The following is a 13,549-nucleotide window of genomic DNA, read 5'->3' as shown; positions in this document are numbered from 1 at the left end:
CGCTGTCTATCCCCACCCCCTCCCGCGAAGGAGCCCCTCATGGCATCGAAGACCCCGGTCACGATCTCCGGCACGGCGACGGTGCGGGAGATCGGTGAGCGCCTGATCCTGCTGCTTCCCGAGGAGGCGAGCGCGCAGCTCCCCTCCCGCGGGCAGGTCGCGGTGACCGGCGCGCTCGGCGAGCACGAGCTGTCCACGGTGCTCGAGCCGGACGGCCGCAAGGGGCACTGGGTCTCCCTGGATAAGGAGGCCCTCGCGGGGCTCCGCTCCGCCGATCTCGCGTGGGACGGCGCCGAGGTCACCTTCCAGCTCACCACCGCCGCATCCTGGCCGGAGCCGGAGATGCCGGAGGATCTGGGCGCGGCGCTCGAGGAGGCCGGGGACCTCGACGAGCAGTGGGCGAGGATCACGCCGATGGCCCGCTGGGAGTGGGTGCGCTGGGTAGGCGCGACGAAGAGCGAGGCGACCCGGGCGAAGCGCGTGGACGTGTCGATCGACAAGCTCCGCAAGGGCTCGAGCCGGCCCTGCTGCTTCGACCTGTCCTCGTGCACGGACCCGGAGCTCGCGAAGAGCGGGAAGCTCATCGGCCTGGAGTGACGGAAGGGCCGTCCACCTGCCGGGGGACCCGTCGGCCGCCACCCTCCGTCGAAAGTCGGATCCCGGGTCCGCCGGTCGTCGATGACCAGCCCTTTTGGTGCGCCCTTGACTCCACATTGGTCGTAGTCTGACCCAGGCGCGGCACGAGCCCGCCGATCCGTGCGGAGAGGGCAGATCGACTGATGCGGCAGGACCACGAGGGGCGCACCCGCCACCGTCACCTCAGCAGGGCGGAGCTGCGGCGCCGCCGATTCCTCGCCGGGGGGATCGCGGCGCTCGGGCTGGGGGGCCTGGGCGTGGGCGGCGCGGCCCTCCTGCATCCGAGCGGCCCGCAGGGGCCCGCGGGTCACGGGCGGGATCGCGGGCACCGCGCGCACGGCCCGCTCACCGACCTCCCGGACCTCGCCGCGCACGTCCCCCAGGCGGCGATGCAGAAGCTCACGGCGCTCGCGCCGGCCACGGTGGAGATCCCGCACCTGCCCACCGCGCCCGGCCTCGACGCGGCGATCGGCATGAGCCTCGCGAAGCTGCTGCGCGAGCGCGCCGTGCGCGGGGAGGACGCGACGCTGCAGGTCGCCGGGCGGATCATCGCGAGCTCCCCGCACGCGCTCGGGGTGCTGCTGGACGTGCACGAGGAGGAGGGGGTCTCCACGGCGCTGCTCTGGTACCGGGCCGAGGGCGACCGCGCCTTCACCTCCCCCGGCCTCGTGGATGCCGAGCACTGGCGGGCCTTCGTGAGCGCCGTCCGCGAGCTCGCGGGGCAGGAGCGGGGCGTGGACGTCGAGGAGGTGACGGCGCTGCTGCAGGAGCAGCCGCGGCCGTGGGGCAATGGTCCCGCGCTGCTGCCGCGGGCCGACGGCAGCCTCGACGTGCTCCTGCCGACGGTGGGCCGCGGGGACGACGCCCGCGAGCTGCTGCTCACCGTGCCCGAGGACACGGCCGGCGCGCTGCTGGGCGAGGACGGCCTCGCCGTGCGCGCGGCGATCGCGGAGCCCTCCGACCACGACCCCGAGGCCGTCACCGTTCCCGATCCCGGCGGCTCCGTGACGACGACCGAGCACCCGGGCACGGGCGGCGCGGCCCGGGCGGCGGCCGCCCGCGGGCCGCGCACCCAGCTCGCCCCGCTCGCACCGGAGGGTGAGCGCCCCTCGCCCGTGACCGCGCCCGATGCGCGGCTGCTGCGGGCGATCGCGCTGACCTTCGACGACGGCCCCAGCCCGACGCTCAACGCGACCCTGCGCGAGCAGCTGCTCGCGGAGCGCGCGGCGGCGACCTTCTTCATGATCGGCCGCAGCGCGCAGGGCTCCCCGGCGCTCGTCGCGGCGACCGCGGCGGCGGGGCACGAGATCGGCAGCCACTCCTGGTCCCACCGGGAGCTCTCGACGCTGCAGGGCTCCGCCCTGGGCGACGAGGTGGACAAGCCGGCGACCGCGCTCGAGCAGGCGATCGGGAGGGCGCCGTCGATCATGCGACCGCCCTTCGGCGCCCGGAACCGCACCACGGACCGCGCCGCCGGGGCGCTCGGCGAGGGCGTGGTGCTGTGGGACGTGGACACGCTGGACTGGAAGACCCGCGACGCCGCGAAGACGCTCGCCGCCGTGCAGGAGAATGCGCATCGCGGCTCGATCATCCTCATGCACGAGATCCACGAGCAGTCCGTCGCGGCGGTGCCGAGCGTGCTCGCCTGGCTCCGGCAGGCGGGGCTGACGACGCTCACCTGCCAGGAGATCGCGCAGAACAGGCTGCACCCGGGCCAGCGGATCTCCCACGGCGCGGAGCGGGACGGCGCCGCGTCCGCGCAGGGCACGGGGGCGGCGACGTCGGGCGCGGCGGCGCAGCTGCGGGGCGCCGCCCGCTGACACGGCCCGTCGGGGCGTGGGCGCCCGCCCCTACGGTGGGGCGATGACCCCTCCCCCGCCGATGCTCCCCGCCGATCCCCCGCCCGCCGATCCGTCCCGCCGCGTGGACCTCGTGCTCGAGGGCGGCGGGGTGAAGGGCATCGCGATCGCGGGCGCCCTCGAGGTGCTCGCCGAGCGCGGCTACACGGTGAACCGGGTCGCGGGATCCTCCGCCGGGGCGATGGCGGGGGCGCTCGCGGCGGCCGGGGTGCCGGCGAGGACGCTCGTGGAGATCCTGCGCGGCACCGACTACCGCGCCTTCCAGGACGGCGGCTGGTGGACTCGGACCCTGCCGGGGATGGCGCTCGCGATCGCGCTGCGCAACGGCGTGCACCCCGGGAAGCGGCTCGAGTCCTGGACGCGGGAGCAGCTCGAGGCGCACGCCCCGAAACCGGTGCGCACGTTCGCGGATCTCGCCTATGCCGATCCGGACGGCGAGGAGATCGCCGGCCCCGCCACGCGGCTCACGGTGACCGCCTCGGACCTCTCCGCGGGGCGCCTGCGGTTCCTGCCGGAGGAGGCCGACGCCTACGGCCAGGAGCCCGGGGCGATGGACGTGGCGCAGGCGGTGCGGGCCTCGGCCTCGATCCCCTTCGTGTTCCGCCCCGCCCGCTTCACCGACGCGTTCGGCCGGGCGGCGTGGCTCGTGGACGGCGGGCTGCTCTCGAACTTCCCCGTGGAGGTGTTCGACCGTCCTGGCGGCCGCGCCCCGCGCTGGCCCACCTTCGCCGTGAAGCTCTCCGAGCGACCCACCGAGGCGGCGGGCCCGGTGCATCGGATCCGCGGGCCGCTGAGCTTCGCGAAGGCCGTGGCGGGCACCGTCACCGGCTTCTACGACCGGATGCACATCGAGTCCTCGCACGCGGTGGCGCGCACGATCTTCATCGACACCTCCGCCGTGAAGCCCACCGAGTTCGACCTCTCCGAGGGGCAGCGGGAGCACCTGTACGCGGAGGGGCGGGAGGCGGCGATCCAGTTCCTGGACGGGGACGCGACACACACGGCCTGGGACTTCGCACGCTACGTGGAGCGTTTCCGCTCCTGAGCCGGGGAGATGGCGGCCGACGGCGCGCGATCACGGTGGCGGAGCCGGCTTGCCAGACCCGTCTGACGGCACCAGACTGCAGTCGGTGGAGCACAGCGGGGGCCTTGCTCCTCTGCCCCCAGTCGTCGGAGGCCCCGGAGAAGGATGTGGCCGTGGACGTCGCCGCTTCGCTGTCCCGTCGGCTCGCGAAGGTGGTGTCCCCAGCCTCCGGCACTGCGGAGAAGCAGTTCTACTTCCTCGCCTTCTTCCTGACATTCACCGTCGTCGTGGCGATCTCCGGGGAGTCGTTGGTCCTCGCGCCGACCTATCTCACGGCGCTCATGCTGCTGCTGGTCGCGACCGTCCTCGCCTATGTGGTGCCGTGGGAGCGGGCATCTCCCCTCTGCGTCGTGGTCGTACCGCTGCTCGACATCGCGGCGATCGGTCTGGTGCGCGACCTGATGCGTGAGGTGGGGACGGCCACCTCGCTGCTCACACTCATCCCGGCGCTATGGCTCGCCGCCCGCCTGAGAGCCCGCGGCGCCGTCATCGCGACCGTGAGCGTGGCGTCGGCGATCACGGTGCCGACACTTCTCCGTGCCGATCCCATCGACTCCGTCACCCTCGCCCACGCGGCGCTGCTCCCCTTCACGGTGCTTCAGGTGGGGCTCCTCGTCACCGGCGCGCTGTCGGTGCTCGATCGACAGTCCGATCGCGTCAGCACCACCCTTGCGGAGAAGGAAGCTCTGCTCGACGCGGCCGACATGTGGAAACGGCGTCTCGAGAACATCATCGACAGCGTCGACTCGGGCATCGTGGTGGTCGATCGGGACGGGCACGATCTTCTGATGAACCGGGCGCAGCGGAGCATCCACATGAGCGCCTCACCACCCGGCCTCGACGATCCGGACGAGTCACAGCTGCTGCTGCACTACTCGGGAACCGCACAGCCCATCCCACCCGATCGCAGGCCGGTACGGCGCGCCGTGCAGCAGGAATCCTTCAGCAACTACGTGATCTCCGTGGGGCCGGCGGGGCCCGGGGGAGCCGCCTACTCGACCTCCGCACGTCAGATCATCGACGTCCGCGGGGAGCGGGACGGCGCCGTGGTGGTGTTCACCGACGTCACTCAGTACATCGAGTCCGCACGGACTCAGGATCAGTTCGTCGCCACCGTGTCCCACGAGCTGCGCACGCCGCTCACGTCAGTGATCGGCTACCTGGAACTCGCCCGTGACGACCTCGACCTGTCCCGCGAGACCGCCTCCTTCCTCGACGTCGCGAATCGCAACGCCGATCAGCTGCTCACGATCGTCGAGGAGCTGCTGCGGGATCAGGCCGCGAGGTCGAGCTCCGGCCTCCTCGCCCTACGCGCGGGACGCATCTCGGATCTCCTGCGCGAGTCCGTCGAGTCCGTCGCCCTCCGCGCCGGCGAGCTCGGGCTGACCATCGAGCAGGACCTCGAGGAGACGCCTCTGCAGCAGATCGATGCCTCTCGGATGAGGCAGGCCATCGGGAACCTGATGTCGAACGCACTGAAGTACACCCCGCGCGGCGGGACCGTGCGCGTGCACACGTGCTTCGCCGAGGGCAGCGTCGAGCTGGCCGTGACGGACTCGGGGATCGGCATCTCGGATCAGGAGCAGACGGATCTCTTCACCGACTACTACCGCACCCGGACCGCACTGGAGAGCGACATCCCGGGCCACGGGATCGGCCTGGCCCTCACACATCGCATCGTCCTGGCCCACGGCGGTCAGATCAGCGTGGTGTCGAGCCCGGGAGCGGGGTCCACCTTCACGATCAGGCTTCCGATCGGCGAGATCGCCGACGGTCTCCGTGCGTCCGCTCCCTCCACGTCGGGCGGGAGCGCCTCGGCCTGAGCCACCTCGACCCGGGGCGGGATGCGCGTCGCGCGAATGCACCGGACACGCAGAACGGTTCAGGCGAGGTGCTCCCCGATCGCAGCGGTGAACTGCTCGAGGTCCTCCGGCGTGCGTGAGGTGATGAGGGTGAAGGACCCCGTGTCATCCACCGCGACCGGCTCGTCCACCCAGCTGCCGCCCGCGTTGGAGATGTCGGTGCGGAGGGAGGCGTAGGAGGTGAGGGTCCGCCCTTCGACGAGGTCGGCCTCGACGGCGAGCCAGGGCCCATGGCAGATCGCGGCGATCGGGGTCCCCGCCTCGGCGAAGCCCTTCACGAGGCGGAGCGCGTCGGCGTCCAGTCGGAGGGAATCCGCGTTGAGGGTGCCGCCGGGGACGACGAGCACCGCGTGCCCTTCCACGTCGACGTCCGCGAGGGTCGAGGTCGCAGGGACGGTGGGCCCGGGGTCCTTGTCCGAGACGAGGGTCCGGATGTCCTCCCCGTCGGGGGTCGCGACCGTGACGGCGTATCCGGCGCCTTCGAGGTACCGCTGCGGGGCGAGGAGCTCATTTGCCTCCACCCCGTAGGACGTCGCGATGATGAGGGCGCTCTTCTGGTCAGCGTTCTGCTCGTTCATGACAGGGCCTTCCTTCCGGTTCGATGTCCGTCGACTCTAGGAGAGCGCCCCGATCGCGCAACCCCCGGCCTGCACCGAACGCACGGCAGCCCGCTCTGGGCTACCATCGCGCGAGGGCACCGGGCCCTCTCGGCGGAAGGGATCCCCCCGTGAGGTCTGCTCTGATCATCGTGCTGGCGTCGGCGTACGGCCTTCTCGCCGTCTTCGTGTTCGGCATGTCCGGGGCGTTCACGCGGTTCGGCACCATGCTGTGGAAGGACGTCGCCGTCCTGCTGCTGACGGTCGTCGCCGCCTGCGCTCTCACCTACGTGTCCTTGCTGCTCATGACCTTCCTGCGCGAGATCCGCGCACCCCGCAGCACGGCCGGCGATCCGGATGCGCTCTCCTGGCACCTGCTGGTGCCATGCCGCGACGAGGAGAACGTCATCGCGGAGACCGTCTCCGCCGCGCGGACCTCCTTCCCGGGCGCCCACGTCTGGGTGATCGACGACGCGAGCGAGGACAGAACGGCGGCGGTGGTCCGAGACCTCATGGTGTTCGACCAGAAGGTCCATCTCGTCTCCCGGGTCGCGCCCGAGGCGCGCACGGGCAAGGGCGACGCCCTGAATGCCGCCTACCGGATCGTCTCGGAGCACGTCGGCGATTCCCCCGCGGACCGTCACCGGACGATCGTGGGCGTGCTGGACGCCGACGGCTTCCTCTCCGACAACACGCTGACGCTGCTGGCCGGGCCGGAGTCCTTCGGCGATGACGAGATCGGCGCGGTCCAGCTCGAGGTGTGGATGAAGAACCGAGGGGACCGCCGCCCGCGCCCCGAGGACGGGCGGCTGGCGAACCTCGTGGGCAGGGTGCTGGTGCGCATGCAGGACCTGGAGTTCCGCACGACCAACTCGGCGATGCAGGTGCTGCGGGTGCGCACGGGGACCGTCGGCATGGGCGGCAACGGCCAGTTCACCCGGCTCACGATCCTGGACACGCTCGCCGAGGAGCACGGACGCCCCTGGGGCAAGAAGCTCTGCGAGGACTACGAGCTGGGCCTGAACATCCTCACGATGGGGATGCGGAACCATTACGTGCGCGATGCGCACGTCTCGCAGGAAGCGCTGCCCTACACGCGCCGGCTCATCCGCCAACGCACCCGCTGGGCGCAGGGCAACATGGAATGCGCCTCGGCGCTGCCCGTCCTGCGGAGGAGCCGGAAGCTGAGCGCCGCCGGGCTGCTGGAGATCCACTACTTCATGCTGCAGCCGCTGGTGATGATGCTGAACCTGGTGCTGGTGCCGCTGCTGCTGGCCGTGGGGGTCGCCCAGGGGGGTGCGGGGTTCTGGCGGAGCACGGATCTCGTGCTGGTGCTGTGCGCCGCGGTGTTCTTCCTGATCCTGCCCTATGCCGTCTGGGGGCTCGTGTACCGGCGGGTGAGCGGTGGCGAGGTCTCCGTGGCGGGGGCGCTGGGCCTGGGCCTGCTGAACCTCGTGTACGTCTACCTCACCTACGTCTACTACGCACAGGCGGCGTGGCGGGCCGTGACCGGGCGGACGGGGTGGGCGAAGACGCAGCGCAACGCCGATGGTCGGGTGCTCGCACCGGTCGAGCTGAGCCCGGAGCTGCAGGCGCTCGCGCTGATCCTCCCCTCCCGGATCGAGGATCTCGTCGAGGAGCTCGAGGGCCGCTCGGACCTGGGCATGGACTTCGTCTCGGGCTGGGCGATCATGTGGCCGACCCGGCAGTCGCGTCTCGAGCGCGCCGTGGCGGCGGAGGTCCTGGCTCCCGCACGGGACGCGATCGGCTCGATCAAGGTGTCCTCCTCGATGGTGGGCGCCGAGCGTCTGGAGCGCGCCGCCGCGCAGCTGGAGGCGGCCCTCGTCGACCGCGACATGGAGGCGGCGCGCGCGCTCGTGCCCGTGGTCACGGCGATCGGCCGGGACAGCGTGGACGTGTTCCGCCAGGAGATCTCGTTGCGCCGTGCGCTGCAGAGCACGGCGCACACGGTGGAACCGGAGACCGTCACCGAGACGCAGATGGTGCCCGTGCGGCGCCGGTGATCGGCCGCGGGCTAGGCAGGGTCTCCGCCGCCGAGGATCCGGCGGAGGTCCTTGCGCAGCTGCAGGGGTCGGAACGGCTTGGTGAGGTAGGCATCCGCCCCGACATCCAGGCCTGCCTGGATGTCGGCATCCTGGGTGCGGGCGCTCAGCATGACGATGCGACCGGAGATCTCCGCACGTGCGCGGCGCACCACCTCGTAGCCCTCCATGTCCGGCAGGCCGACGTCGACCAGGGCGAGATCGGGCAGGGCGGTCGTGAGGGCGGCGATCCCGTCGGTGCCGTTCGCGGCGGTGGTGACGGTGAAGCCCTCCTGCTGCAGCACCACCTCCAGGAGGCGACGGATGTCGTCATCGTCCTCGATCACGAGCGCAGCGGGCATGGTTGTCCTCCCCCGGAAGTCGACATCGGTCGGGATCGACCGTCTGCTCACACCCTAGTTGTCTGGTCTGTCCCCGCGGGCGGCTCCGTGCGATCCACGATCTCCGCCATCGCGACGCGGGCCGGCGTCTCCTCCCCCGCGATGATCGCGCGGGCGACCTCGCGGTGCAGGGCGAGGTCGTGAGGATCGGGTGGGAGGTCCGCCCGCTCATGGAGGGCGCGGCTTCGCAGGGCCTCCTCGATCACGCCGCCCAGGCGCACGAACATGCCGTTGCCAGAGAGGGCGAGCACGGCGGCGTGGAGGGCGCGGTCCGCGGCGAGGAAGCCGCCGGGGTCGTCGGCCCCGGCCGCCGCCGCCATCGCCTGCGCGGCGGCGAGCGCCGCGACCTGCTCCTCGTCACGGCGGCCGACGGCGCCTGCGGCGGGCGCTGCTCCGTCGCGGCCGACGGCGCGTGCGGCGGCGGCCGCGGCCTCCGGCTCGACGGCGCGGCGCAGGGCCCGCAGCTCCTCCACCTGGACGGCGCGGTCCGGCCCGTCGAGCCGCCAGCGGATGACGTGCGGGTCCAGCAGCTCCCAGTGCTCCTGGCCGAGCACGCGCAGGCCCACGCGCCGGCCGGCGCTGAGCATGCCGAGCGCGGTGAGCACGCGCGTCACCTCGCGCACCACGCTGCGGGAGGCGCCGGTGCGGGTGACGAAGCCGTCCACCGTGTCCGCGTGGCCGGCGGGCAGGTCGCCGCGCGCGATCGCTCCGCCCAGCTGGTCGAGGGCGCGGGCGAAGGCGGTGCTCATGCCTGGGAGACGGGTGAGATCACGAGCTCGTCCACGCGCACGTGGGCGGGGGCGTCGAGCACGTGGAGCACGGAGGCGGCCACGTCCTCCGGGGTGAGCATGACGGCGCGGGCCTCGGCGCCGGGCACCTCGGGGCGCTGCTCGAGGAAATCGGTGGCGACGTCGCCCGGGCACAGGTGGCAGGCGCGCACGCCGTGGTGGGCCTCCTGCTGGTTCAGCGTGCGCACGAGGGAGCCGAGCGCCGTCTTGCTCGCGGAGTAGGCGACGCCCGCGCCGGGCTGGAAGGACCAGCCGGCGTAGGAGGAGATGACCACGGCGATCCCGGCGCCCGCGGCGCGCAGGTGCGGCAGCGCCGCGTGGAGGGCGCTCGTGACGGCGCCGAGGTTCGTGGCGAGCACGGCCTTGACCTCACCGAGGTCCTGGTCCTCCCAGCGGCGGCGGGGCGTGTTGAGCCCGGCGGCGAGCACCACGCCGTCGAGGCGGCCGCAGCGCTCCACGACCTCCGCGGCGGCGCGGACCACGGCTGCGGCGTCGGTGACGTCGAGCGGGAGGGCGGTCGCGATGCCGCCTGCCGCCTGGATCGTGGAGACGACCTCGGCGAGCTTCTCCTCGCGGCGACCGGAGACGGCGACGGTCCAGCCGCTGCGAGCGGCGGCGATCGCGGCGGCGGCACCCATGCCGCTGCCGCCGCCGGTCACCCAGAGCACGCGGGCGGGGCTGTCGCCGATGGAGGCTGCGTCGGGCACGACGGTGGGCTCGGGGGCGGGGCTGTTCGTCATCACGCGGCCAATAGTATGCTTTTTCGCGGGGCGGTCACCAGGGCGCTCCGAGGCAGCCGACGGAGGGTGGAGCGATGGAACTGGATCTGCGGGACCGGGTCGTGGTGGTGACGGGCGCGGCCCGCGGGATCGGCGCCGTGATCGCCGGGCGCTTCGCCGCCGAGGGCGCACGGGTCGTGGCACTCGACCTCGCCTTCCCCGAGCCCGCCGCCGGCGCGGAGCTCTCCGAGGTGGGTGCGGATGCCGCGCACGTCGAGAATCTCACCGTGGACGTCACGTCGCCGGAGTCGGTGCAGGCCGCCGTCGGCACGATCGTCGAGCGCCATGGCACCATCGACGTGCTGGTCAACAACGCCGGCATCAACGTCGACGGGCCCGTCGCCGACCTCGGCTGGGACCGCTGGCGCGCCTGCTTCGACGTCAACGTGGGCGGCGTGTTCCTCATGAGCCAGGCCGTCGCGGAGGTCATGAAGACCGCCCGACGCGGCCGCATCATCAACGCCGCATCGTTCGCCGCGATCGTGCCGAGCGTGGGCAGCGCCGCCTACGCGGCGTCGAAGGCCGCCGTCGTGCAGCTGACCCGCGTGCTCGCCTCGGAGCTCGGCCCGTACGACGTCACCGTCAACGCCTACGCCCCCGGCATGGTCCCCACCGCCATGAACGGCTTCGCCGAGATGCCGCCCGAGGCGCAGGACCGCCTCTTGGACACCCTGTCCCTGCGACGCTGGGAATCGGCCGACGACGTCGCCGACCTGCTCATCTTCCTCGCGAGCGACCAGGCGGGCTACATCACCGGCACCCTCGTGGACGTCTCCGGCGGCAAGCTCGCCACCCAGATCCCCGCGCGGGCGTACGGGCGCTGAGCGGGGCCGCGCCGGCTCACGCCGCGACGACGAGGGAGGAGTTCGAGCGGTGCACGACGAGCGGCGCCGGGCCGTCGTTCGTCACGGCGACGTTCACCCGCACCGTCGTCCCGCAGGGCTTCTGCGGCACGGCGATCTCGAGCTCCACGGGGATCAGCCGGTGGTGGCGGTACTCGTCGATGTGGTCCGGCTTCGTCGTCGCCGTGTCGAGCTTCTGGCACACCTCGCCGCTCGCGTCGAGCAGCTGCGCCGTCGCGGTGAGCTGTACGGTGCTGCCGGCCTCGTCGAGGTCCGCCTCGTCGCACCATGCGCGGCCGTCCTCCCGGGAGCCGTTGACGATCGTGCAGGTGGTCAGGTGCAGGGAGGTGAGGGCGCGGAGGTCGGCGCCGGCCTCCACCGGCGCCTCGGTGCTCAGGACCGCCTGGGCCGGCCCCGGATCCACCGTGCGGGGCAGGCCGTCCGTGGAGGCCTCCCGGGCGTCCGCCCCGGCGACCGTGGCGCGCCAGGTGCCGTCCACGTCGAAGGTGGTGCCGTTGGAGGCGACGTCGTCGTACGGGGCGGAGAGCTTGATGCTGCAGTCCACGGGGCCGTCCTCCGCGACGGTGACGAGGCCCTGGTTGCGGTAGGTCGTCTCCTCACCGGTGAGCATGTTCTGGGTCCCGCCGGCGGTGATCCCGGGCCCGCCCGCCTGCGGTGAGCAGCTGAGCGTGACGCCGAGGTACATGGCGTTGCCGCCGCTGCCTTCCGGCTTCTCACTCGTGACGTCGACGGTGACGAGGTACTCCTGGCCGGCGCGCGCCCAGAAGGTGCCCTCCGCGAAGCGGGGCTCCTCCGGGACGGTGAGCCTCGCGTGGCCGGAGACCGAGGCGGGCGCCTCGGGGAACGGAGGCGGCGTGGGGGCGGCGGTCGTCGGCGCAGGCGACGGTGCCGTGGGGGTGTCCTCACCGCCTCCGCGCAGGGTCACGGCCGCCACGATCACGGCGAGCACGAGCAGGAGGCCCAGCCCCGCCAGCAGGAGGGGTCGTCGGGACGACGATCGCGGGGAGGTCTCCTCGGGCATCGCGGTCCTTCACTGCAAGCGTGGTCCTGGCCACCGCCACAGTACCGAGACTGCGCAGACCCTAGGATGAGCCCGTCCCCGCCGCCTGCCTGGAGGTCTCCCTCGTGCCCGATCCGCTGTCCTCGAGCGTGACGACTCTGCGGAAGGCGCTGTGGCACCTCCGCCACGGCGGCATCGCCGAGCTGCGGCTCTGGTGGAGCCGGCAGGAGTCCCGACGCGCGAAGCCCTCGACGCTCACGCACACTCCGCAGGCGCCCTCGGCACCCACGAAGCCAGGCGAGAAGAAGGCCCCCAAGCCGGTCGTGGTCCGCAACTCGGATCTCGCCCGGGACGGCTTCCCGCTCCCGTCGATGCGAGACGAGCCGGAGTATCAGCCGCGCCGTGACCACGTGCTCTACCTCCTGCACAACGCACTCCCCCACCACTCCGGCGGCTACGCGACGCGCACCCACGGGCTGCTCACCGAGCTGAACCGCAACGGCTGGGACGTGGACGGCGTGACCCGCCTCGGCTACCCCTACGACATGCCGAAGATGGCGGACGTCCCGGACCTGCCCGAGCAGGAGCTCGTGGGCGAGGTGGACTATCACCACCTGCTCACCGGGCGGCAGATCGAGAAGAAGAACCCGATGCACGACTACGTCGCGCGCTACACGGATGCGCTGCTGCCGCTCGCCCGCGCCGAGCGCCCGGCGATCCTGCACGGCGCCTCGAACCACTGGAACGGCCTCGCCGCCGTGCAGACCGGCCGTCTGCTCGGCATCCCCTCCGTGTACGAGGTGCGCGGCCTGTGGGAGGTCACCCGCGGCTCCCGCGACCCCGAGTGGGCCCGCAGCGACCAGTACCAGTACATCGCCCGCATGGAGGCCGACGCCGCCCGCGGCGCGACGAAGGTCCTCGCGATCACTCAGGCGCTCAAGGACGAGCTCGTCACCCGCGGCGTAAACGAGGAGAAGATCGTCCTCGTCCCCAACGGCGTGGACTCCGAACGCTTCACCCCGCTCCCCCGCGACGAGGAGCTCGCCGTGCAGCTCGGCGTCACCGGCAAGACCGTCATCGGCTACGTGGGGACCGTCGTGGACTACGAGGGGCTGGACCTGCTCCTCGAGGCCGCGCGCACCCTGCGTGCGACGCGCGAGGACTTCCACGTGCTGATCATCGGTGACGGCGCCAAGCTCGAGGAGCTGCAGGCCCTCGCTGCGGAGCAGCAGCTGGGCGATGTCGTCACCTTCACCGGCCGCATCCCGCATGAGGAGGTGGAGCGGTACTACTCGATCATCGACGTCACCCCGTTCCCGCGGCTCCCGCTGCCCGTGTGCGAGATGGTCTCCCCGCTCAAGCCCTTCGAGGCGATGGCCATGGGCAAGGCCGTCATCGCCTCCGACGTCGCCGCGCTCGCGGAGATCGTCACCCCCGGGATGAACGGTCTGCTGCACACCAAGGGCGACGCCGCCTCGCTCACCGAGCAGATCATCACGCTCCTGGACGACCCCGAGCTCGCAAGCCGCCTGGGCGTCCAGGCCCGCGACTGGGTGGTCGCCGAGCGCGACTGGAAGCAGCTCGCCGCGGTCGTGGCCGGCGTCTATGCGGAGATCGCGTGAACATCTCAGGGTCAGGC

The 13,549-nt window shown here is 72.5% G+C and carries 12 protein-coding genes; 7 read left to right on the top strand and 5 right to left on the bottom strand.

From position 1 onward, the window contains the following. The first annotated feature begins 39 nt into the window (after positions 1-39). From NLU66_RS05680 to NLU66_RS05665, 4 genes are all read left to right on the top strand, one after another. On the top strand, positions 40-597 hold the full coding sequence (locus NLU66_RS05680; RefSeq protein WP_259361972.1) for a YdeI/OmpD-associated family protein: 558 nt from the start codon (positions 40-42) through the stop codon (positions 595-597). A gap of 182 nt (positions 598-779) precedes the next feature. Further along, positions 780-2,456, top strand: coding sequence for a polysaccharide deacetylase family protein (locus NLU66_RS05675; RefSeq protein WP_259361971.1), 1,677 nt, complete (start codon positions 780-782; stop codon positions 2,454-2,456). A gap of 43 nt (positions 2,457-2,499) precedes the next feature. Further along, entirely contained in the window at positions 2,500-3,540 is a 1,041-nt protein-coding gene (locus NLU66_RS05670; protein WP_259361970.1) for a patatin-like phospholipase family protein, read from the top strand. A gap of 152 nt (positions 3,541-3,692) precedes the next feature. Continuing rightward, positions 3,693-5,402, top strand: a complete 1,710-nt coding sequence (locus NLU66_RS05665; RefSeq protein ID WP_259361969.1) for a sensor histidine kinase — start codon at positions 3,693-3,695, stop codon at positions 5,400-5,402. A 59-nt stretch (positions 5,403-5,461) separates the two neighbouring features. On the opposite strand, the gene NLU66_RS05660 is transcribed toward NLU66_RS05665, so the two are convergent. Beyond that, positions 5,462-6,019, bottom strand: coding sequence for a DJ-1/PfpI family protein (locus tag NLU66_RS05660; RefSeq protein ID WP_259361968.1), 558 nt, complete (start codon positions 6,017-6,019; stop codon positions 5,462-5,464). A 149-nt stretch (positions 6,020-6,168) separates the two neighbouring features. Between NLU66_RS05660 and NLU66_RS05655 the strand changes: the two genes are divergently transcribed. Next, positions 6,169-8,061: a glycosyltransferase gene (locus tag NLU66_RS05655; RefSeq protein ID WP_259361967.1), complete on the top strand. Its 1,893-nt coding sequence runs from the start codon at positions 6,169-6,171 to the stop codon at positions 8,059-8,061. 11 nt (positions 8,062-8,072) lie between these two features. Here NLU66_RS05655 and NLU66_RS05650 read toward each other — a convergent pair whose 3' ends face one another. The 3 genes from NLU66_RS05650 to NLU66_RS05640 are packed head-to-tail and all read right to left on the bottom strand — an operon-like array spanning position 8,073 to position 10,008. Then, complete coding sequence (locus tag NLU66_RS05650) at positions 8,073-8,441, bottom strand: response regulator transcription factor (protein ID WP_259361966.1); 369 nt, start codon at positions 8,439-8,441, stop codon at positions 8,073-8,075. Positions 8,442-8,488: 47 nt separating this feature from the next. Continuing rightward, the gene (locus NLU66_RS05645) at positions 8,489-9,229 is read right to left on the bottom strand and encodes a FadR/GntR family transcriptional regulator (protein ID WP_259361965.1); all 741 of its coding nucleotides are present in this window, start codon (positions 9,227-9,229) and stop codon (positions 8,489-8,491) included. Next, the gene (locus NLU66_RS05640; RefSeq protein ID WP_259362546.1) at positions 9,226-10,008 is read right to left on the bottom strand and encodes an SDR family oxidoreductase; all 783 of its coding nucleotides are present in this window, start codon (positions 10,006-10,008) and stop codon (positions 9,226-9,228) included. Before NLU66_RS05640 ends, NLU66_RS05645 begins: the two co-directional genes overlap by 4 nt. A 74-nt stretch (positions 10,009-10,082) precedes the next feature. On the opposite strand from NLU66_RS05640, the gene NLU66_RS05635 reads away from it, so the two are divergent. Beyond that, the gene (locus NLU66_RS05635) at positions 10,083-10,871 is read left to right on the top strand and encodes an SDR family NAD(P)-dependent oxidoreductase (RefSeq protein WP_259361964.1); all 789 of its coding nucleotides are present in this window, start codon (positions 10,083-10,085) and stop codon (positions 10,869-10,871) included. Positions 10,872-10,887: 16 nt separating this feature from the next. Here the strand turns inward: NLU66_RS05635 and NLU66_RS05630 are convergent, their stop codons facing one another. Further along, positions 10,888-11,931 (bottom strand): hypothetical protein, encoded by a 1,044-nt coding sequence (locus NLU66_RS05630; RefSeq protein ID WP_259361963.1) that lies wholly within the window; start codon positions 11,929-11,931, stop codon positions 10,888-10,890. A gap of 104 nt (positions 11,932-12,035) precedes the next feature. Between NLU66_RS05630 and NLU66_RS05625 the strand changes: the two genes are divergently transcribed. Continuing rightward, positions 12,036-13,532, top strand: coding sequence for a glycosyltransferase family 4 protein (locus tag NLU66_RS05625; protein ID WP_259361962.1), 1,497 nt, complete (start codon positions 12,036-12,038; stop codon positions 13,530-13,532). Positions 13,533-13,549: the final 17 nt, after the last annotated feature.

The organism is Brachybacterium sp. NBEC-018, assembly GCF_024860185.1.
Taxonomy (GTDB): Bacteria; Actinomycetota; Actinomycetes; order Actinomycetales; family Dermabacteraceae; genus Brachybacterium; species Brachybacterium rhamnosum.
Note: the sequence above shows the minus strand (reverse complement) of the source record. Positions and strands in the feature narration are given on the sequence as shown.

What these genes read in the sequence shown, in the direction of transcription:
- NLU66_RS05645 (WP_259361965.1), bottom strand. Translation starts at nt 9,229, where the DNA reads ATGAGCACCGCCTTCGCCCGCGCCCTCGACCAGCTGGGCGGAGCGATC.
- NLU66_RS05650 (WP_259361966.1), bottom strand. Translation starts at nt 8,441, where the DNA reads ATGCCCGCTGCGCTCGTGATCGAGGACGATGACGACATCCGTCGCCTC.
- NLU66_RS05675 (WP_259361971.1), top strand. Translation starts at nt 780, where the DNA reads ATGCGGCAGGACCACGAGGGGCGCACCCGCCACCGTCACCTCAGCAGG.
- NLU66_RS05680 (WP_259361972.1), top strand. Translation starts at nt 40, where the DNA reads ATGGCATCGAAGACCCCGGTCACGATCTCCGGCACGGCGACGGTGCGG.
- NLU66_RS05660 (WP_259361968.1), bottom strand. Translation starts at nt 6,019, where the DNA reads ATGAACGAGCAGAACGCTGACCAGAAGAGCGCCCTCATCATCGCGACG.
- NLU66_RS05635 (WP_259361964.1), top strand. Translation starts at nt 10,083, where the DNA reads ATGGAACTGGATCTGCGGGACCGGGTCGTGGTGGTGACGGGCGCGGCC.
- NLU66_RS05670 (WP_259361970.1), top strand. Translation starts at nt 2,500, where the DNA reads ATGACCCCTCCCCCGCCGATGCTCCCCGCCGATCCCCCGCCCGCCGAT.
- NLU66_RS05640 (WP_259362546.1), bottom strand. Translation starts at nt 10,008, where the DNA reads ATGACGAACAGCCCCGCCCCCGAGCCCACCGTCGTGCCCGACGCAGCC.
- NLU66_RS05630 (WP_259361963.1), bottom strand. Translation starts at nt 11,931, where the DNA reads ATGCCCGAGGAGACCTCCCCGCGATCGTCGTCCCGACGACCCCTCCTG.